The sequence below is a fragment of the Pseudophaeobacter sp. C1-32P7 genome, from assembly GCF_041008775.1.
Classification (GTDB): domain Bacteria; phylum Pseudomonadota; class Alphaproteobacteria; order Rhodobacterales; family Rhodobacteraceae; genus Phycobacter; species Phycobacter gallaeciensis_A.
Genome location: NZ_JAXGFR010000005.1, coordinates 20,785 through 40,307, shown reverse-complemented (window position 1 = coordinate 40,307; position 19,523 = coordinate 20,785). Strand labels below are relative to the sequence as shown.

The 19,523-nt window shown below is 58.2% G+C and carries 22 protein-coding genes; 11 read left to right on the top strand and 11 right to left on the bottom strand.

Annotated features, from left to right (window positions below):
- Positions 1–9: 9 nt before the first annotated feature.
- The gene (hrcA, locus tag SM763_RS08780; protein ID WP_368998259.1) at positions 10–1,074 is read right to left on the bottom strand and encodes a heat-inducible transcriptional repressor HrcA; all 1,065 of its coding nucleotides are present in this window, start codon (positions 1,072–1,074) and stop codon (positions 10–12) included.
- A gap of 143 nt (positions 1,075–1,217) precedes the next feature.
- Here hrcA and rph point away from each other — a divergent pair, with 143 nt between their 5' ends.
- From rph to SM763_RS08760, 4 genes are read left to right on the top strand one after another with little or no spacing between them, the layout of a single operon-like run.
- Positions 1,218–1,931, top strand: a complete 714-nt coding sequence (rph, locus tag SM763_RS08775; protein WP_065271994.1) for a ribonuclease PH — start codon at positions 1,218–1,220, stop codon at positions 1,929–1,931.
- The gene (gene rdgB / locus SM763_RS08770) at positions 1,928–2,542 is read left to right on the top strand and encodes an RdgB/HAM1 family non-canonical purine NTP pyrophosphatase (RefSeq protein WP_368998258.1); all 615 of its coding nucleotides are present in this window, start codon (positions 1,928–1,930) and stop codon (positions 2,540–2,542) included. Before rph ends, rdgB begins: the two co-directional genes overlap by 4 nt.
- An 8-nt stretch (positions 2,543–2,550) precedes the next feature.
- Positions 2,551–3,705, top strand: a complete 1,155-nt coding sequence (gene hemW / locus SM763_RS08765; protein WP_368998412.1) for a radical SAM family heme chaperone HemW — start codon at positions 2,551–2,553, stop codon at positions 3,703–3,705.
- Positions 3,706–3,709: 4 nt separating this feature from the next.
- Positions 3,710–4,063 carry a YbaN family protein gene (locus SM763_RS08760; protein ID WP_274867859.1) on the top strand — a complete coding sequence of 118 codons (354 nt, stop codon included), beginning with the start codon at positions 3,710–3,712 and terminating at the stop codon, positions 4,061–4,063.
- Here SM763_RS08760 and SM763_RS08755 read toward each other — a convergent pair.
- From SM763_RS08755 to SM763_RS08725, 7 genes are all read right to left on the bottom strand, one after another.
- Positions 4,053–4,949 (bottom strand): ParB/RepB/Spo0J family partition protein, encoded by an 897-nt coding sequence (locus SM763_RS08755; protein WP_368998257.1) that lies wholly within the window; start codon positions 4,947–4,949, stop codon positions 4,053–4,055. The two genes, SM763_RS08760 and SM763_RS08755, sit on opposite strands and share 11 nt — an antisense overlap.
- Before the next feature lie 13 nt (positions 4,950–4,962).
- Positions 4,963–5,772, bottom strand: coding sequence for a ParA family protein (locus SM763_RS08750; RefSeq protein ID WP_274829989.1), 810 nt, complete (start codon positions 5,770–5,772; stop codon positions 4,963–4,965).
- Complete coding sequence (rsmG, locus tag SM763_RS08745) at positions 5,765–6,382, bottom strand: 16S rRNA (guanine(527)-N(7))-methyltransferase RsmG (RefSeq protein WP_368998256.1); 618 nt, start codon at positions 6,380–6,382, stop codon at positions 5,765–5,767. Before rsmG ends, SM763_RS08750 begins: the two co-directional genes overlap by 8 nt.
- Positions 6,379–8,253: a tRNA uridine-5-carboxymethylaminomethyl(34) synthesis enzyme MnmG gene (mnmG, locus tag SM763_RS08740; protein ID WP_368998255.1), complete on the bottom strand. Its 1,875-nt coding sequence runs from the start codon at positions 8,251–8,253 to the stop codon at positions 6,379–6,381. Before mnmG ends, rsmG begins: the two co-directional genes overlap by 4 nt.
- Positions 8,254–8,265: 12 nt before the next feature.
- Positions 8,266–9,552, bottom strand: a complete 1,287-nt coding sequence (gene mnmE, locus SM763_RS08735) for a tRNA uridine-5-carboxymethylaminomethyl(34) synthesis GTPase MnmE (RefSeq protein WP_368998254.1) — start codon at positions 9,550–9,552, stop codon at positions 8,266–8,268.
- Between the two features lie 31 nt (positions 9,553–9,583).
- Entirely contained in the window at positions 9,584–10,855 is a 1,272-nt protein-coding gene (gene rho, locus SM763_RS08730) for a transcription termination factor Rho (RefSeq protein ID WP_065272000.1), read from the bottom strand.
- A gap of 197 nt (positions 10,856–11,052) precedes the next feature.
- Entirely contained in the window at positions 11,053–11,508 is a 456-nt protein-coding gene (locus SM763_RS08725; RefSeq protein WP_368998253.1) for a CopD family protein, read from the bottom strand.
- Between the two features lie 414 nt (positions 11,509–11,922).
- On the opposite strand from SM763_RS08725, the gene SM763_RS08720 reads away from it, so the two are divergent.
- The 4 genes from SM763_RS08720 to dnaQ are packed head-to-tail and all read left to right on the top strand — an operon-like array spanning position 11,923 to position 14,669.
- Positions 11,923–12,522, top strand: a complete 600-nt coding sequence (locus tag SM763_RS08720; RefSeq protein ID WP_065272002.1) for a Maf family protein — start codon at positions 11,923–11,925, stop codon at positions 12,520–12,522.
- Positions 12,519–13,352, top strand: coding sequence for a shikimate dehydrogenase (locus SM763_RS08715; protein ID WP_368998252.1), 834 nt, complete (start codon positions 12,519–12,521; stop codon positions 13,350–13,352). The genes SM763_RS08720 and SM763_RS08715 overlap by 4 nt, the downstream gene beginning before the upstream one ends.
- Positions 13,349–13,942, top strand: coding sequence for a dephospho-CoA kinase (gene coaE, locus SM763_RS08710; protein ID WP_368998251.1), 594 nt, complete (start codon positions 13,349–13,351; stop codon positions 13,940–13,942). The genes SM763_RS08715 and coaE overlap by 4 nt, the downstream gene beginning before the upstream one ends.
- On the top strand, positions 13,935–14,669 hold the full coding sequence (gene dnaQ, locus SM763_RS08705; protein ID WP_368998250.1) for a DNA polymerase III subunit epsilon: 735 nt from the start codon (positions 13,935–13,937) through the stop codon (positions 14,667–14,669). Before coaE ends, dnaQ begins: the two co-directional genes overlap by 8 nt.
- 74 nt (positions 14,670–14,743) lie before the next feature.
- On the opposite strand, the gene secB is transcribed toward dnaQ, so the two are convergent.
- Entirely contained in the window at positions 14,744–15,241 is a 498-nt protein-coding gene (gene secB / locus SM763_RS08700) for a protein-export chaperone SecB (protein ID WP_274829998.1), read from the bottom strand.
- Positions 15,242–15,354: 113 nt separating this feature from the next.
- Positions 15,355–15,909, bottom strand: coding sequence for an FxsA family protein (locus tag SM763_RS08695; RefSeq protein ID WP_368998249.1), 555 nt, complete (start codon positions 15,907–15,909; stop codon positions 15,355–15,357).
- A 113-nt stretch (positions 15,910–16,022) separates the two neighbouring features.
- On the opposite strand from SM763_RS08695, the gene SM763_RS08690 reads away from it, so the two are divergent.
- The 3 genes from SM763_RS08690 to SM763_RS08680 are packed head-to-tail and all read left to right on the top strand — an operon-like array spanning position 16,023 to position 18,330.
- Positions 16,023–16,682 (top strand): Tim44/TimA family putative adaptor protein, encoded by a 660-nt coding sequence (locus SM763_RS08690; RefSeq protein WP_274830000.1) that lies wholly within the window; start codon positions 16,023–16,025, stop codon positions 16,680–16,682.
- Positions 16,679–17,731, top strand: a complete 1,053-nt coding sequence (mltA, locus tag SM763_RS08685) for a murein transglycosylase A (RefSeq protein WP_368998248.1) — start codon at positions 16,679–16,681, stop codon at positions 17,729–17,731. Before SM763_RS08690 ends, mltA begins: the two co-directional genes overlap by 4 nt.
- Complete coding sequence (locus SM763_RS08680; RefSeq protein WP_368998247.1) at positions 17,731–18,330, top strand: Smr/MutS family protein; 600 nt, start codon at positions 17,731–17,733, stop codon at positions 18,328–18,330. The genes mltA and SM763_RS08680 overlap by 1 nt, the downstream gene beginning before the upstream one ends.
- A gap of 11 nt (positions 18,331–18,341) precedes the next feature.
- Here the strand turns inward: SM763_RS08680 and SM763_RS08675 are convergent, their stop codons facing one another.
- Complete coding sequence (locus tag SM763_RS08675) at positions 18,342–19,457, bottom strand: alpha/beta hydrolase (protein WP_368998245.1); 1,116 nt, start codon at positions 19,455–19,457, stop codon at positions 18,342–18,344.
- Between the last annotated feature and the right edge of the window lie 66 nt (positions 19,458–19,523).

Below are 19,523 nucleotides of genomic sequence, written 5' to 3'. Positions count from 1 at the left end.
TTTTCACCTCTAACTCCGGTCTGACAGCAATTTGCCGACCAGTTGCGCCGTATAGTCCACGATGGGCACAATCCGTCCGTAGTTCAGGCGGGTCGGGCCAATCACCCCCACCGCGCCAATCACCTTTCGATCCGTGTTCATATAAGGAGACACCACCAAAGAGGAACCCGAAAGTGAGAAAAGTTTGTTCTCCGAGCCAATAAAAATGCGCACACCCTCGCCCTCTTCGGTGAGTTCCAGGAATTCGGCAATATCCTGCTTGCGCTCCAGATCGTCGAACAGGCTACGGATCAGGTCCAGCTCTTCGGTGACGCCATTGTCCGCCAGCAGATTCGCACGCCCCCGCACGATCAGGCGCGCCTGATCGCTGCCGTCTTCTTCCCAGGCAGCCAGACCGCTTTCGATCAGCTGATGCGCCAAGTTGTCGATCTCCTGCCGCCGGGTGGCGATCTCTTCCTGCATGTCGAGGCGCACGTCACTCAGCGTGCGCCCTTCGACGAGGGCATTCAGGAAATTGGCCGCCTCGCGCATGGAACTGGGGGTCTGTCCCGGCGGCGGCGTGAACAGCCGGTTTTCCACGTGCCCGTCGGAAAACACCAGCACCACCATCGCCCGGTCATGACCAAGCGAGACGAATTCGATGTGGCGGATCTCAGCCTCATGCTTTGGCGTCAGCACCAACGAGGCCCCTTGTGTCACCCCGGAAAGCGCCGCCCCGACACGGTCGAGCATACCGCTCACATCGCCGGAATTGCGACCCAGGGTGGCATCGATCTTTTCGCGGTCCTGCGCCTTCAGATCCTCGACCTCCAGTAGGCCATCGACGAACATCCGCAGACCCAGCTGCGTCGGCACCCGTCCGGCGCTGACATGCGGGCTGTCGAGCAGGCCCAGAAACTCCAGATCCTGCATCACGTTGCGCACCGTCGCCGCGCTGACCTTTTCGCTCAGCGACCGGGTCAGGGTACGGCTGCCGACGGGATCGCCGCTTTCCAGATAGGATTCCACGACCGCCCGGAACACATCCCGCGACCGGTCGTTCATGTCTTTCAGGATATTGTTTGCGTCTGTCATGAGCATTTTCAGCGGTTACACGCTACATAGATAGGAAGGCTTTTCCGGATTGCCATTAAAGAGGCCCACACGCAAAGGTCAATCATGCTTGCATACCGCGCGCAGGCAGGGCTATCCGAAGGCCAGCAAAAAAAGGATTACTCATGCGACCCTCTGGACGACAACTGAACGAGATGCGCCCGATTTCCATCGAAACCGGATTCACCAAACATGCCGAGGGATCATGCCTGATCAAGGCTGGCGACACCCATGTTCTGTGCACCGCCACCATCGAAGACCGCGTGCCACCCTTTATCAAGGGATCCGGCCTTGGCTGGGTGACAGCGGAATACGGCATGCTGCCCCGCGCGACCAACACCCGGATGCGCCGCGAAGCCTCGGCTGGCAAGCAAGGCGGCCGTACCGTCGAAATCCAGCGCCTGATCGGCCGTGCCCTGCGCGCTGGTGTGGACCGCGTGGCCTTGGGAGAACGCCAAATCAGCATCGATTGTGACGTGCTGCAAGCCGACGGCGGCACCCGCTGCGCCTCGATCACCGGTGGCTGGGTAGCCCTGCGTCTCGCAGTCAACAAACTGATGAAGGCCGGCGATGTCAGCATCGATCCGCTGGTCGATCCAGTGGCAGCCGTATCCTGCGGGATCTATGCCGGCCAGCCGGTTCTGGATCTGGACTACCCCGAAGATTCCGAAGCCGGCGTCGATGGCAACTTCATCATGACCGGATCCGGCAAACTGATCGAAGTGCAGATGTCCGCCGAAGGATCGATGTTCTCGCGCGAGCAGATGAATTCCCTTATGGATCTGGCCGCAAAAGGCACCGCCGAACTGGCAGAAATGCAAAAGGCAGCCTGCGCATGAGCCGTAAGTTTGAAGGCCATCGGCTGTTGATCGCCACGCATAACAAAGGCAAGCTTAAGGAGATGGCACATCTCCTCAAGCCCTTTGGCGTCTCCGTTGTCGGCGCCGCCGAAATGGATCTGCCAGAACCTGAGGAAACCGAGGACACCTTTGTCGGCAACGCCCGGATCAAGGCGCATGCCGCGGCCAAGGCGACCGGGCTCCCTGCCCTGTCCGATGATTCCGGGATCACCATCGACGCCCTAGATGGGGCGCCGGGCGTCTATACCGCAGACTGGGCGGAAACCGGCAATGGCCGCGACTTCATGATGGCCATGACCCGCGCCCATAACGAGCTGGAAGCCAAGAACGCCCCCCACCCGCGTACCGCGCAGTTCCGCTGCACGCTGGTTCTGGCCTGGCCCGATGGCCATGACGAGGTTTTCGAAGGTATTGCCCCCGGTCATCTGATCTGGCCAATCCGCGGCGAGGCCGGTTTTGGCTATGATCCGATGTTCATACCTGATGGCTTTGACGTGACCTTTGCCGAGATGGACCGCTGGGAAAAGAACAAGATCAGCCATCGCGCAAACGCCGTGGCCAAGTTCATCAAAGGGTGTTTCGGGGAATGACCCATCCCGTGGATGACTGGCGCAATGGGGGCTTTGGCCTCTATGTGCACTGGCCCTTTTGTCAGGCCAAATGCCCCTATTGCGATTTCAACAGCCACGTCACTGCAAATATAGACCAAAGCGTCTGGGTCAAAGCCTATCAATCTGAGCTGGCACGTGTGTCCGAGCAGCTTCAGGGCCGCGTGTTGAATTCGATCTTCTTTGGTGGCGGTACCCCTTCGCTGATGCATCCAGACACCGTTGCCGCCGTGATCGAGGCCGCACGGGATATCTGGCCCTTCGCCAATGACATCGAAATCTCGCTCGAAGCAAACCCAGGATCGGTCGAGGCTGGCCGATTTGCAGGCTATCGCGACGCCGGAGTGAACCGGATCTCGATGGGTATTCAGGCGCTCAACGACACCGACCTGCGCCGCCTTGGCCGTATCCATTCCGTGGCCGAGGCCAAATCCGCCTTTGACATTGCGCGCAATTGTTTTGACCGCGTCAGTTTCGACCTGATCTATGCCCGTCAAGGTCAGACGCCGCAGGACTGGCAGGCTGAGCTGACCGAGGCGCTGTCGATGTCCATCGACCACCTGTCGCTCTATCAGCTGACGATCGAAGAAGGCACCGCCTTTGGCGACCGCTATGCCCGGGGCAAGCTGCGGGACCTGCCCAGCGATGACAGCGCCGCAGACATGTACCAGCTGACACAGGACATCTGCGCCGCCCATGGCATGCCCGCCTATGAGGTTTCCAACCATGCGGTTCCCGGCGCGGAGAGCCGCCACAACCTGATCTACTGGCGTTATGGCGACTATGTGGGCATTGGCCCCGGCGCCCATGGGCGCATCACGCTGGATGGCACCCGCTATGCCACCGAAACCCACCGCGCCCCCGGTGCCTGGCTGGAGGCGGTCTCCAAAGGTTCCGGCGAAAACCTGCGGGAAGCCCTGGAGCGCGAGGATGCAGCTGTCGAATGCCTGATGATGGGGATGCGCCTGCGGGAAGGGCTGGATATGGAGCGCTACGCACAACTCTCTGGCACGCCGCTGAACGCTGACAAGCTGCAGGACCTTGCCAAGATGGGAATGATCTCTATCTCAGGACAAAGACTGCATGCCACAGACAAGGGACGTGCGGTGCTCAACGCGATCCTTCGCGATCTCTTGGTGGACTGACCCAATGCGCTATATCTACGCCGGACTAGGGATTTGTTGCGTAGCATTGGCAATCGTCGGGGTTATCCTTCCCCTGCTCCCCACCGTGCCCTTCTTGCTTCTGGCAACATTCTTTTTCGCAAACTCTTCGGAGCGGCTGCACGACTGGATCATCTCTCACAACATCTTCGGGCCAATGATCCTGGATTGGCGCGAAAACGGCGCCATCCGACCAACCGCAAAAAAGGCGGCAACCGGATCGATTGCCGCCGTCTTTCTGTTGTCTTTGATGCTGGGCGCCCCCTCCCACATCCTGATTATTCAGGCGGTGGTTCTGTCAGGCGTGCTGACCTTTATCTGGTCGCGCCCTAGCGGCTGAGCAGATTGCAAAGCTCATCAAGCTGATCAAGCGTCTCATAACTGATCGTCACCGAGCCGCTCTCCCCGCCCGCGATGTGATCAATCGAAACCTTCATCCGCAGCATCGCTGATAGATCGCCTTCAAGCGCGCGGGTATCCGCGTCTTTCTCCACCTCTTTGCGCGGTTTTTTCGGAGACGCGCTCGTTGTGGTACCCGCAGCATCCTTTTTCACCAGATTCTCGGTTGCGCGGACGGACAGCCCGCCTTTGACGATCTTCTTGGCCAGTTCCGATGCATGGTCCGACGTAATTAACGCCCGCGCGTGGCCCGCGGACAATTTCCGTTCCTGAACAAGCTGTTGCACGTCGGAAGGCAAGTGAAGAAGCCGCACAAGGTTGGCAATATGGCTACGGCTCTTGCCCAACGCCTCAGCCATTTTTTCCTGGGTGTGGCCGAACTTTTCCATCAACTGCTTATAGCTCTGCGCCTCTTCCATCGCATTCAGATCTGACCTCTGAATGTTTTCGATGATGGCGACTTCGAGCATTTCAACGTCGTCATAGTCCCGGATCAGAACCGGAACCTCATGCAACTGCGCCGCCTGCGCGGCCCGCCAGCGCCGTTCACCAGCCACGATCTCGTACATACCGCCATCGCGCGGACGCACGATCAGCGGCTGCAAGACGCCCTTTTCCTTGATAGAGGCCGTCAGGTCATCCAGATCTTCTTGAAGAAACTGCCGACGGGGCTGATCAGGGTTGGCGGTAACCTTCTCGATTGGCACCAATACTTCGGCATTGCGGGGTGCTTCGGCTTGGGTGCTAACGGGTTCCGGGTTCACATCGGCCATCAGCGCCGACAATCCACGTCCCAACCCGCGAGGTTTGTTCTTTTTTTCTGTCATGGTGCCCTCCCCTTTATGCTGCCAGTCTTTGATGATTGGCGACTATTTCTTCTGCCAGTGCCCGGTACGCCCGCGCCCCCAGCGAATTCGTATCGTAGTTCAGGACCGGCAACGCATAGGACGGCGCCTCGCTCACCCGTACGTTCCGGGGAATCACAGTCCGGAAGACCAGCTCACCCAGGTTGTCGCGCGCATCCTGTTCAACCTGTTGCGACAGATTATTGCGACGGTCGTACATCGTTAGCACCACACCTTCGATCCTAAGATCTGGGTTTGCCGCCTGCCGTACCTCGCGGATCGTCAGCATTAACTGCGATACCCCCTCAAGCGCGAAGAACTCACTTTGCAGCGGGATAAGAACCGAATGCGCGGCGACCATGGCATTCACCGTAAGCAGGTTCAGCGAAGGCGGGCAATCGATCAGGATGTAATCCCATTCGTATTCGTCCATCGCCGTCTGTCGCAGGGCGTCATGCAATAGGAAGCTGCGCTTTTCGTTGGAAACCAGTTCGATATCGGCGGAACTCAGATCTACCGTCGCCGGAATAACGCAGAGATCCTCGATCTCAGTTGCCCGAATAACCTCGGACAGCGGCGCATCATCAACCAAAAGATCGTAGGTGGTGTAATCCCGATCATCGGCCTCAATTCCCAGGCCGGTGGATGCATTCCCCTGCGGGTCCAAATCAACGACCAGGACGCGCAATCCGCCTTCGACTAGGGCCGCGGCGAGGTTTATTGCCGTCGTTGTCTTACCTACTCCACCCTTTTGATTAGCAACCGCGATGATACGTGGCCCATCCGGGCGGGATAAGTCAGACACGAGCAACTCCCTCTATTTTCAGTACGACCGCGTCGGGTTCAGTTAAACTTGTAATCGGTTCGAAATCGAATCGCCATCGTTGCCGCGCGTTATCCACTTCTTTTTTCCAGTTTGCACCTTTTGGGAACAAGGCGGTGCCAGTCGGGCTCAGATGGCGTTCGGAAAATTCCAGTAGGAGCGACAGATCCGCAAGCGCTCGCGCAGACAGAACATCCGCATTTTGCGGGTCCGCCTGCTCTATTCGCTTTGAAATTACTGTAAGTTTCGCCCCGCACTCCCGTGCCGCCGTACGCAGGAAAGCCGACTTTCGTTGATCCGATTCGATCAGCGTAACCTTGGTATTCGGAGATTCCTCTGCCGCCATAATGGCGACGATAACACCTGGAAGGCCGCCGCCACTTCCCATATCAACCCAGTGGTTTGGCGGAGAAACACATCGGAAAACCTGGACCGAATCGATGATATGACGGGTCCAAAGGTCATCCAGGCTGTTCCGGGAAACTAGGTTGATCTTCGGATTCCATTTTTGCAAAACTTGTTCGAATATTTTCAGCCGGTCGAGTGTTTCACGTGAAACATTCAGCCGTTCCAACAAAGCTTCGGTCGTCATGCAGTACGGCTCCGTTGGGTGGAACTCTTCCGCAACCTTGCCAAAAGCAGGGCCAGTGCAGCCGGCGTCATCCCATCCAGACGTGCTGCCTGCGCCAGGTTTTCAGGCCGGGCTCGCTCCAGTTTTTGTTGCAACTCGTTGGAAAGACCTTCGATCCCGATGTATTCAAAATCCCTCGGGATTAGGTAGCTCTCATCCCGCTTTAGCGCTGCGATCTCCCGCTCCTGCCGGTCGATGTAATTTGCGTAAAGCGCGTCACGCTCCAACTGACGTCGTGTTGTGGTATCGCTGTTCGCGAGTTCAGGTAGCAAAGGAAAAAGATCTTCGAACGACACATCGGGAAACGCCAGGACGTCCAAGCCGGTCCGTTTATTGCCATCCTGATTTACGCGGATACCAGCCTCGGAAACCTGTTTTGGAGTGAACACCGACTTAGTCAGAACACCACGCGCAGCATCCAAGCGCTCCATCTTCTTTTGGAACATTTCTTTGCGGGCCTGCCCCGCGCAGCCAACCTCAATCGCCAGAGGCGTGAGCCGTTGATCCGCATTGTCGGCCCGAAGGGACAAACGGAATTCCGCTCGGGAAGTAAACATCCGGTAGGGTTCCGTCACGCCGTTCGTGGTCAGGTCATCGACCATAACCCCAATGTAGCTGCCGGAGCGACCAAAGATAATCGGGTCCTCCTCTCTGCTCCGCCGCGCAGCATTGAGGCCTGCGACCAGGCCCTGTGCAGCGGCCTCTTCATATCCGGTTGTACCGTTAATTTGTCCAGCCAAGAACAAGCCGGAAACTTCCTTGAGTTCCAAACCCAGTGTAAGCGCCCGCGGATCAATGTAATCGTACTCAATGGCATATCCGGGTTGAATAATCTTGGCGTCTTCCAGGCCAAAGATCGAATGCACGTAGTCCTCTTGCACATCCACCGGCAGGCTCGTCGAAATCCCGTTTGGATAAACGGTGTTGTCGTCGACGCCCTCTGGTTCCAGAAAGATCTGGTGCGATGTTTTATCGGCAAACCTGACGACCTTATCTTCAATCGAGGGGCAATACCGCGGTCCGACCCCTTCGATATGACCGCCGTACATAGCAGATCGTTCAAGGTTTTCCCGAATGATCTCATGCGTCTTTTCGTTGGTGTGCGTGATGCCGCAGGACACCTGTTTTGCGGTCACCTGCGTGGTTGTAAAGGAAAAGAACGTTGGATCATCATCCCCGGGCTGCGATTCCAATTCATCCCAACGAATCGTTGTTCCGTCCAACCGAGGCGGCGTACCGGTCTTGAGGCGTCCCAATGGCAATTCGAAGCTATCGAGACGCTCTGCCAGGCTGACCGACGGCTTGTCGCCCATACGGCCACCGGGTCGCGACACATCTCCGATATGAATAACACCACGGAGGAACGTTCCTGAGGTAAGAATGACAGCCTTCGCCGGGATTTGAGATCCATCTGCCAAGACGACGCCGGTTACCGATTGGCCGAACATGATAAAGTCGGTCGCTTCTCCTTCGATAACGTCGAGACAGTCCTGCTGTTCGGTAAGCTTGAGCATCTCCCGACGATAGATTGCTCGGTCGGACTGGGCGCGAGGGCCCTGGACGGCTGGTCCCTTCCGCCGATTCAGGAGTCGGAACTGAATGCCGGCAAGATCGGCAACACGCCCCATGACGCCGTCAAGAGCGTCAATTTCCCGCACGAGGTGGCCTTTGCCCAAACCGCCAATAGCCGGGTTACAGGACATCACACCAATGCCTTCGCGTTTTAACGTGATCAGCGCGGTGTTTACACCCATCCGAGCCGCCGCATGAGCAGCTTCGGTGCCGGCGTGACCACCGCCGATTACAACAACGTCATAGGCTGAATGTTTCACGTGAAACACTCCTCATTTTCCAAGGCAGAAGCTCGAAAAAATCTCATCCAGGAGATTTTCAACTCCGACACGTCCAACCAACAGTTCAAGCGATCGGATTGCTGATCGCATATCCTCAGCCGCAAGATCATAGTGCTCCGGTCCCAGCTCGAGAACCGATTGCGCCTGATGTAAGCTCTTCAACGCGGAAGACAAAGCCTCCCTGTGGCGATTTCGGGTGGAGATCCCTGGATGAGCCGAGCGCGACTTCAAAACCGTCGCAATGTGCTCAACTAGCCTATCGATCCCCTGCCCCGTTTTCCCGGAAATTGCATCTTCCGCATCATCCCGAGCATCCGCTTTTGGCAGCAGGCGAATATCTCCGTCCTGCATTTCCACGTCAGGCGTTTCGCTAGCTTCTGCGAGAAATACACGGATATCAGCATTCTCAGCCCTCTTCCGCGCCAAGGCAATACCAATGCTTTCGACGTGATCCTCGGTATCGCGCAGGCCGGCTGTATCCAGAAGTGTGACCGGAAGGCCAGCAAGATCCATCTTCACTTCGATAATATCCCGCGTGGTGCCAGCGTATTCCGACGTAATGGCTGCCTCACGTCCCGCAAGCGCATTCAGCAGTGTCGACTTCCCGACGTTTGGAGCACCAACGATGGCCACCTCAAACCCAGAGCGGATGCGTTCGGCGATTTTGACGCCGGCGACCTCGGTTTCCAAATCCTTTTGAACGCCTGCGAGGAGGCTCGATACCTCGGGCGTAACGTCCACCGGAACCTCTTCATCCGCGAAATCAATGGTGACTTCGATCAAAGAGGCTGCCCGGATCAGATCGCTCCGCCACCGTTCGGCCAGTTGCCCAATTGCCCCAGACAGCACTACCTGGGCCTGTTTGCGCTGCGCCTCGGTTTCGGCATCGATCAGATCGGCAAGACCCTCGACCTGCGCCAGATCCAGCTGTCCGTTCTCCAGCGCGCGACGCGTAAACTCACCCGGTTCTGCCTGACGCAATCCGTCGATTTCGCCAAGCGCATCCAACACAGCAGAAACCACTGCCGTACTGCCATGCACCTGAAATTCAACGACATTTTCACCGGTAAAGCTATGCGGTGCGGCGAAACTCAGTACCAGCGCCTCATCCAGAGGATCACCTGCCGCATCCGTCAGCACCCGCAGTCCCCGTCCAGGAACCGGCACCGCAGTTTCGCAAAGCGCGTTCATCGCCTCCAGCGCCTGTGGGCCAGAGACACGAATAACCGATACCCCGGCCTTCCCCTGAGCAGAGGCCAACGCAAAGATCGTATCCATGTGTGGCCGTCCTTTCCTGAGCCGCCGGGTTCTAGGTGTTCATCGAATCGAAGAATTCAGAGTTGGATTTGGTTTGTTTCAGTTTCGACAGCAGGAATTCAATGGCGTCCGTGGTACCCATCGGATTGAGAATTCGCCGCAAAACAAAGGTCTTAGCCAGATCCCCCTTGTCGACAAGCAGGTCTTCCTTCCGGGTGCCCGACTTGAGAATGTCGATCGCCGGGAAGACGCGTTTGTCGGCAATTTTACGATCCAGGACCAGTTCGGAGTTACCGGTGCCTTTGAATTCTTCGAAGATGACCTCGTCCATGCGGCTGCCGGTGTCGATCAGCGCGGTTGCGATAATGGTCAGCGATCCGCCTTCTTCGATGTTCCGGGCAGCACCGAAGAAGCGTTTCGGCCGCTGCAGGGCGTTGGCGTCGACACCGCCGGTCAGAACTTTCCCCGAGGACGGAACAACGGTGTTAAAGGCTCTACCAAGTCTTGTGATCGAGTCCAAGAGAATCACAACATCTCGTTTATGCTCAACCAGACGCTTGGCCTTTTCGATGACCATTTCCGACACTGCCACGTGGCGCGTTGCCGGCTCGTCAAAGGTGGAGGAAACGACCTCGCCCTTGACCGAACGCTGCATGTCGGTGACCTCTTCCGGGCGTTCGTCGATCAGCAGGACGATCAGGTAGCATTCCGGATGGTTCTTCTCAATCGAGTTCGCAATGTTCTGCAAAATCACGGTCTTACCAGTCCGAGGCGGCGCCACGATCAGGGAGCGCTGACCTTTACCGATGGGCGCGACCAGGTCGATCACACGGGCGGATTTATCCTTGATCGTGGGATCTTCGACCTCCATTTTCAGCCGCTCATCCGGGTACAGCGGCGTCAGGTTGTCGAACGCGATCTTGTGACGGGCCTTTTCAGGATCTTCAAAGTTGATCTTGGTGACGTTGGTCAGCGCGAAATAGCGTTCATTTTCCAGTGGCGCCTTGATCTGCCCTTCGACGGTATCGCCAGTGCGCAGAGAATACTGACGAATCATGTCGGGCGAGACGTAGATATCATCGGGACCGGGCAGGTAGTTCGCTTCAGGCGAGCGCAGGAAACCGAATCCGTCTTGCAGAACTTCCAGAACGCCGTCGCCGGCAATGTCCCATCCTTCATCTGCGCGTTCACGCAGGATCTGGAACATCATCTCGCCCTTGCGCATGGTCGAGGCGTTTTCGATCTCCAGATCTTCGGCCATGGACAAAAGGTCCTTGGGGCTTTTGGCTTTCAGATCGGAAAGATTCAGGGATTGGACGGTCATCTACATACAGCCTTTGCGTCCCCGGCATCGGGGAGAGGTGTCATTATCAAATCGGAAGACACGAATGCCCGGACGGGCCCGTTGAGGGCCATACATAGGGGCATGTCCACGATGAGTCAAATACCGCCTCAGAGGCCGCCTGAGGCAATGCTTACAACTGTGGTACGCCCGACCCTGTCAGGGGCGTAAGATCGGCCTCAGAACTTGAAAATGACCGATATGACGATGACCACCATCAGGAGCGTCGGCACTTCGTTTGCCATCCTGAACTGTCTTCCCGTCAGGCGGTTCCGCCCGGCTTCGAAATCCTTGATGCGCCAGACAAGCCAGGTGTGAAACAGCGTCATACCGATTACACAGGCGCCTTTGGTCCAAGGCCATATATAGGACCAGTCGATCATCCCTGGCGTAAAGACGATGAAAAGGCCGGCGAGCCAGGCGGTGTGCATCGCAGGGCGCATGATCACCTTCATGAGCTTCTGTTCCATGGTCAGGAACACCGGACCCGTCTCTGGCACCTTCTTAGCCTGCTCCACGTGATACACGAACAGACGTGGGAGATAGAAGAGACCGGCCATCCAGCTGAGCACGGCCATGATATGGAGCGACTTTGCATAGGGGTACAGGGTGTACATCCAGTCTGTCAGGTCCATGCGTGTCTTCTCCGCCGTTCGTTTGGGTCACCCTAAAATAAATAAGAAAGATTTAAAGGATGATGTTTTTGTAGGGCCCCCTGTTTTCCGTGGATTACTGAGTGCTTCCTCCCCTTATCCCCAGCGTGGACAAGATTCCACCAGCTGGCGGCTTGAAAGGGTATAAGAATCCTTAACGACCTTTGTTTTATGGATCGTTAAGTGATCCTTAACCTTGAGTATCGTGGGGATAACTAAGGGATCGATTGTGAAGTTCTGGGATATCCCCGGATTTGAAGTTATCCCAATCCACGCGGGATGGATGCGGGTGAAACTGGGATGGAATCCGGGCTTTGCCTGTGGGCTTGCCAAAACTGGGGAAAACCATACAAAACGTCCTTAACTTCCGAACCGCTTTCCCACGGGGTTTTCCACATGACTGCCCACATCGTGCTCGCCTCCGGGTCCAGTATCAGGGCCCAGCTGCTGCGGCAGGCAGGCATTCCCTTTGAAACAGATGTACCGCGTCTTGATGAAGATAGCATCAAGGCGGCTTTGCTGGCAGAGGGCGCGCCGCCCCGGGATATCGCCGATGCCCTGGCCGAGGCAAAAGCCCGCAAGATCAGCAGTAAACATCCTGGTCAGATGGTGATCGGCTGCGATCAGGTACTTGATTTCAAGGGAAAACTTCTGTCCAAACCGCGTTCTGCCGAAGAGGCGCTGTCGCAGCTTTGTGAGATGCGCGGACAGCGGCATATGCTATTGTCCGCGGCGGTGATCTACCGCGATGGAGAACCATTGTGGCGCCACGTTGGTCAGGTCCGGTTGCTGATGCGCAAAGCCTCGGATGAGTATCTGCGTGATTATGTGGACCGCAACTGGGACAGCATCCGCCACGCCGTTGGCGCCTACAAACTGGAAGAGGAAGGCGTGCGGCTGTTCGCCAGTATCGATGGTAGCTATTTTAATGTCTTGGGCCTGCCGCTGACTGAACTTATTAACTACCTTGGACTGCAGGGGATTATCGATCAATGAATGCCGTGAAGATACCTCTGGCCGGGGTCATTGGATGCCCGGTGGCCCATTCACGTTCGCCGCAGATCCAGAACCATTGGCTCCGCAGATACGGAATCGCCGGACATTATGTGCCGATGCACGTGGAACCGCAGGATCTTGAAACCGTGATCCGCGCGCTGCCAAAGGCGGGCTTTGTCGGGGCTAATGTGACCTTACCACACAAGGAAACGGTGATGACAATCGCCGACAAGGTTACGGATCGTGCCACGCTGATGGGGGCGGCGAACACGCTGATCTTCCGCGAAGATGGATCGGTTCTGGCTGATAATACAGATGGTTACGGATTTATCACCAATCTGCATCAGGGCGCATCGGATTGGAAACCGGACGCGGGCCCTGCGGTGGTTCTGGGCGCCGGTGGCGCCTGCCGCGCGGTGGTTGCCTCGCTGATCGAGGCTGGCGTGACCGAGATCATGCTGACCAACCGAACCCGCGAACGGGCGGACAAGCTGCACAAGGAATTCGGCAAACGTATCAAGGTCGTGGATTGGGTTCTGGCCGGCAATATCGTCGAAGAAGCCGCGCTGGTGGTGAATACCACCTCACTCGGGATGGAAGGGAAGCCGCGCCTGAGGGTGCCGATGGACGGTTTGCGCCCGGGCTGCGTTGTGACCGATCTGGTCTATACCCCGTTGAAAACAGATATGCTACAAGCCGCAGAGGACGCAGGTTGCACCGTTGTCGACGGTCTCGGCATGCTGCTGCACCAGGCTGTTCCGGGCTTTGAACGCTGGTTTGGCAAACGGCCCGAAGTGGATGAGGAAACACGGGCGGCAGCACTGGCATGACGTTTAAACTGGGTCTCACCGGCTCCATCGGAATGGGCAAAAGCACCACGGCAAAGATCTTTGCCGAACTGGGCTGCGCGGTCTGGGATGCGGATGCGGCGGTGCATCGTCTTTATGCGCCAGGCGGCGCTGCTGTCGCACCGATGCAGGCGCAATTCCCGGAGGCAATTGTCGACGGTGCGGTGGATCGGAGTGCGCTGAAGGACATCATTGCCCGCGACCCCTCTGCCCTGCCCCGGATCGAAAAGATCGTGCATCCGCTGGTCGGGGAAGATCGTGCCGAATTTCGCCGTACTGCTGCCAGCGATATCCTCGTCTTCGATATTCCGCTGTTGTTTGAAACCGGCGGTGAGGCTGCGATGGACGCGGTGGCCTGCGTCACCGTGGATGCGGAAACCCAGAAACAGCGGGTTCTGGACCGTGGCACAATGACGGTTGAGCAATTCGAGCAGATCCTGCAGAAACAGATGCCAATCGAAGAGAAACGCGCCCGCGCCGATTACGTGATCGAGACTGACACGCTGGAGCACGCCCGCGCGCAGGTGGAACAGATCCTGGCCGAGACCAGGAGAAAGATGGCAGATGCGTGAGATCGTTCTGGATACCGAGACCACGGGGTTTGATCCGTTTTCCGGGGATCGGATCGTCGAAATCGGTGCGGTGGAACTCTATAATCACATGCCCACCGGCAGGACCTATCACGAATACATCAACCCCGAGCGCGACATGCCCGAAGAGGCTTTTGGCGTGCACGGCATCGGTCCGGACCTGCTGAGCCCGCCGCAGACGCCGGCACCGGGGGCGGTCACGCTGCGCGATAAACCGGTGTTCGCCAAGATCGGTCAGGGGTTTCTGGATTTCGTAGGTGATGCGCGGCTGGTGATCCACAATGCCAGCTTTGACATGAAGTTCCTGAACGCGGAACTGGGCTGGATGAACCTGCCGCAATTGCCGATGGAACAGGCGATCGACACGCTGGCCATGGCGCGCAAACGGTTTCCCGGCTCACCGGCAACACTGGATGCCCTGTGCCGCCGGTTCAGCATCGATAACTCCAACCGAACCCTGCACGGCGCGCTTCTCGACTCGGAAATTCTGGCCGAGGTCTATCTGGAGCTGATCGGCGGCCGCCAGCCCGATTTCGCTCTGTCCAGCAGCGGCAGCGGATCGGATACTGCAGCGGTAGACAGCAATTGGAGCCCGGAACCACGGCCGACCCCCCTGCCCTCGCGCCTGACGGCCGAGGAAAAAGCTGCCCATGATGCCTTTGTGGAAAAACTGGGCGAAGACGCACTTTGGGTCTCGGCACAGTCCTGACATATTGTCCCGACAAACAAAAAACGCTGCCGGTCTGACCGACAGCGTTTGAATTTTCAAAGCAATAGCGTGACTTATTGCGTCGGCTGGGCTTCGGCCTGACGGCGTGCCAGCTCGTTGCGGTAGATCGCAACGAAATCGATGTTATCGAGGTTCAGCGGCGGGAAGCCACCGTCGCGGGTCACGTCGGACACGATGCGGCGCAGGAATGGGAAGGTCATGCGCGGGCATTCGATCAGCAGGAAGGGGTGCAGCTGATCGTCCGGAACACCCTGGATGTTGAAGACGCCGACATATTCCAGCTCCAGAACGAACAGAACCTCACCACCGTCCTTGTTTTTGGACTCGACGGTCAGCTTGGTCATAACTTCGTACTGGTGTTCCGCCGCGCGTTTCTTGGCGTCCAGATTGACCTGAACGTTCACGTCGGGCTGAACTTCACCGGCAGCACCCTTTTGCGCCATCACGTTTTCGAACGACATGTCGCGGATGAACTGACCCAGAATGTTCATCTGGACCTGGGGCTGCTGCGGGGCTGCTGCTGCGCCCTCTGGGGTGTCGTTTTCGGCCATGGAGATACTCCTGAAAATATATCTTTGCCGATTGCTTAGCAGCTTGGCGCGGGTATCTCAACGGTCTGTCCAACCGTGGCAAACAGCGTGGCGCAACAGGCTTTGACTGTGCCCTATTTTGGGCCGTCTTCCGGGCCTTTGACCCAGCCGGAGGGGCCATCCCCGGGGCGTCTGGGCGTCACATCTTCGTATTCGCCATCGATCACATCGCCGGGCTGCCCCGGACGCCGTTGCCCGGGATGCTGCGCATGGCCATGGGGGCCGTGCGAACCGGGCCGCGCCTGTCCAGGTCCCATTCCGGCGCCCATTTCAAACCGTGCGACGGTCACCCGTTTGCTGATGTAGCGGAACATCGCAAGCCGCACCGGCGGCATCAGCAGTGCAAAACCGACCGCATCGGTGAAAAACCCGGGCGTCAGGAGCAAGGCGCCGGCGAATAGGATCATCGCCCCATGCGCCAGCGGTTCAGCCGGGTCCGACAGGGTCTGGAACGAGGACCGCAACTGCCCCATGGCCAGCCGCCCCTGCGAGCGCACAAGCGAGGTTCCCAGAATGGCGGTCAGCACCACGATGGCCAGCGTTGGCCACAGTCCGATCATCCCGCCAACCTGTACAAACAGGGCGATTTCAACCAGTGGCACCATCAGAAAGGCCAGAAAAAGATACATTTTGGGGTCCTTGGATCTTGCGCTGAACGGTGGACTTGGCCCCACCCGTCACCTACATAAGAGCAGTCCGCTTTGGTTTCAAACAAGGCACTAATGCCTAGCACGAGGTTCACATGGAGTCGCCCTTGATTCAGATTTTGGTTTTGGCCGGCATCGCCGTCTTTCTGATCCTGCGCCTGAAAAACGTTCTGGGCACCCGTGAAGGGTTCGAAAAGCCCACCCAGCCGCAGCAGGCTCCGGCAGAAAAACGCCGCCCCGACTTCGAAGTGATCGAAGGCGGCCCGGATCTGGATATCACTGATTACGTCGCTGAAGGTTCGCCCCAGGCCGACGCGCTGGCCGCGATGAAGCGGGCAGAGCCGTCGTTCCAGGTGCAGGACTTCGTACACGGTGCACGCGGCGCCTATGAGATGATCCTGATGGGCTTTGAAAACGGCGAACTCGACGATCTGGAGCCGCTGCTGGCTGGCGACGTCTACGAAAGCTTTGTCGATGCCGTGGCGCACCGCGAAGATCAGGGCCTGACCATTGAGGCCGAATTCATCGGGGTGCGTGAAACGACCCTTGCGGATGCGCGGTTCGATGAGAGCACCCGCACTGCCGAAATCACCATGCGGTTCGTGGCTGAATTGACCTCGGTCGTGCGCAACAGCGAAGGTGAAATCGTCGAAGGCGATCCCAAGGCCGTAAAACGCCAGAAGGATACCTGGGTCTTTGCCCGTTCGATGGGCACCGACGATCCGAACTGGCAACTGGTGGCCACGGACGCATGATTGGGGCGCTACGGGCGGCATTCCGGGCAGCAGCCATTATTGGTGCTGCCATGACCGCTTCGGGCGCATCCGGCGAGACTGCCTATTCCATATTGAATTTCTCACAGCTGGACGGCTGGGACAGCGACAACCACGCAGAGGCGCTTGAGGTGTTTCTGGGGACCTGTCCCGATCTTGATGACCCCGATTGGCAAAGCCTTTGCGCGCTGGCGCAATCGCAGACGCCCGCCGGGGCCAAGCAATTCTTCGAGCTGTTCTTTCGCCCGGTTCTGATCGAGGACGGCGCAGATCCCCTGTTCACCGGCTATTTCGAACCGGAATTGCAGGGGTCGCGTTATCGGACGGACCGGTTTCGTTTTCCTGTCTACAAAATGCCAAACGAAGCGCGCCAGACCAACCTGTGGCTGCCGCGCCGCGATATCCTGACGAGTGGTGTCATGGACGGGCGCGGGCTGGAAATCGCCTGGGTCGATGACCCGGTTGAGCTGTTCTTTCTGCAAATTCAGGGGTCCGGCCGGATCAAGATGCCCGATGGTGCTTCGGTTCGCGTCGGCTATGGGGGGGCCAATGGGCACCCATATAAATCGGTTGGCGCTGAAATGGTCCGGCGCGGCATCTACAAGGCGCATCAGGTCAGCGCCCAGGTGATCAAGGCCTGGGTGCGGCGCAATCCCATAGCGGGTCATGAGCTGCTGATGCACAACCCGTCTTATGTGTTCTTCCGCGAGGTGAAAAAAGTGCACCCGTCGAAGGGGCCATTGGGGGCGATGAACCGTTCGGTCACGGCGATGCGCAGTATCGCGGTGGATCCGAAGTACACGCCGCTGGGGGCGCCGGTCTGGGTGGAAAAGGACGGCGCGGAGCCGATGCGCCGCCTGATGATCGCGCAGGATACCGGATCGGCGATCAAGGGCGCGCAGCGGGCGGATATATTCTTTGGCACCGGGGATGGCGCCGGCGAGGCGGCCGGCCGTCTGCGGGATCCGGGGCGGATGATCGTTTTCCTGCCCATTCAACGCGCCTATGCGATGTTACCGGAAGATTTCTGATGACCCGGCGCAAACTGACATCGGATGAAATCGATCTTTGGCACAAGGTCGTCAAACACGCGGAGCGTCTGCATCCGGGCAGTCATACGACGCCGCCTGATTTGCCGTTGCCCAAGCCCAAGCCGAAAAAGACACCGCATCCGCACTCCGAACCCCAGATCGAAGCCTTCCGCCTGGGCAGTCGCGCGCCGTCAAAGCCTAACAAACACGATCTGAAGAAACCTGTGGCGCAATCGCTGTCTTCGGCGCCGGTGCAGATGGATGAAAAGGCGTTTCGACGGATGAAACGCGGCAAGCTGCGCCCCGAAGGCAAGTTGGACCTGCATGGCATGCGGGTGGATACAGCGCACCCTGCCCTGACCCGGTTCATTCTGTCGGCGCAGGCCTCGGGGAAGCGGCTGGTGTTGGTCGTGACTGGCAAGGGCAAGGATCGGGATGAGCCGGGACCGATCCCCACCCCGCGCGGCGTGCTGCGTCACCGGGTGCCGCAATGGCTGGCCTTGCCGCCGTTGTCGCAGGCGGTGTTGCAGGTGACGCCGGCCCATATCAGCCATGGCGGCGAGGGTGCCTATTACGTCTATCTGCGGCGCGGACGCTGATCGTCGCGCGGTTATCGCTGGCTGTCCGTGATATCGATGAGCGACAGATCCTGAATCTGCTTTTTCTCCACCATCGGTGGCGGCAGCACCCCATCAAAAATCAACCCTTTGCGTGAAAACGCTTGCGATGATTGCCGCGCCGAACTGAGGATCGCGAGGAGCGCGGGCGAAGTGCCAGCAACCAAATGGCCAGAGCTGGCGGAATCGGCGTAATCGGTGGTGTCGATGATGCTGATCGGCAAATCCTCCAGACCATCGGTCGATCCCAGATTACCCAGCCGCGCGCGGCTGGACGTGCCCCGCAGCCGTTGCGACAGGGTCAGAATCTTGTCCTTGCGGGAAATGAAAACCAGAAATGGCTGCGGAACCGGGTTGAGGCGGCTCATCTGGCTGCGAAAGACGTCCAGATCCAGATCCGGGGACATCAGCACCACGCCGTCAAGGTTCCTGTCGGACCAACCGGGTGTGCGGATTTCAATCTGGCGCAATGTCTCCATCGCCAGCATCGACCCCATGGAATGCGCCACCAGAACGATCCGCCGCGCGTTGCTTTTGCTGAGTTGTTTCAGCAGCCGTTCCAGCCCGTCGCGGGCAAACATCACGCTGTCGGCATCATAAGCATAGCCAAGCGGACTGCCGAGGCTGGGCCAAGAATAGACCACGGTGGCACCGGGAACCTTGGTATCATGGGTCAGCTGCGCCGCGCGAAAGGCGGTTTCGGATTGGGTGGAATTGAACCCATGCACAAAGACGGTGATGTCACGCTCGTCCGGTTCAAATTTAGCCAGTTCACTGTTCAACCGATCCATGAAAACCGCGGGAGTTTCGATCTTCCGCCGGGCGGCCATGGTGAACTCGGTCTTCGGGTCCGGTGTGTCATAGGCAAACAGCAGCTGCCCGGGCTGGTGGTTGGGCGGGATAGAAACGGTCAGTTCCAGCAGGTGATAGTCTTCGGTCCTTCCATTGCCAAACCCGCCTTCGGGCAGCGGGTCACGGATCGTGGCGGCAAAGATCGTCTTTGGCGTTCCGATCTCCAGCGCTTCGGGGATGGTCGGTGTCGACGGCCGAATGCCACAGGCGGCAGCGGCAAAAAGGGATAGAAACAAAACCTTCCGGAAAAACAACATGCCAAATATCCAACCTGTTTCACGCCTTGGATATACCGGAAACCGCCCGGTTCCAACTGGCAGAAC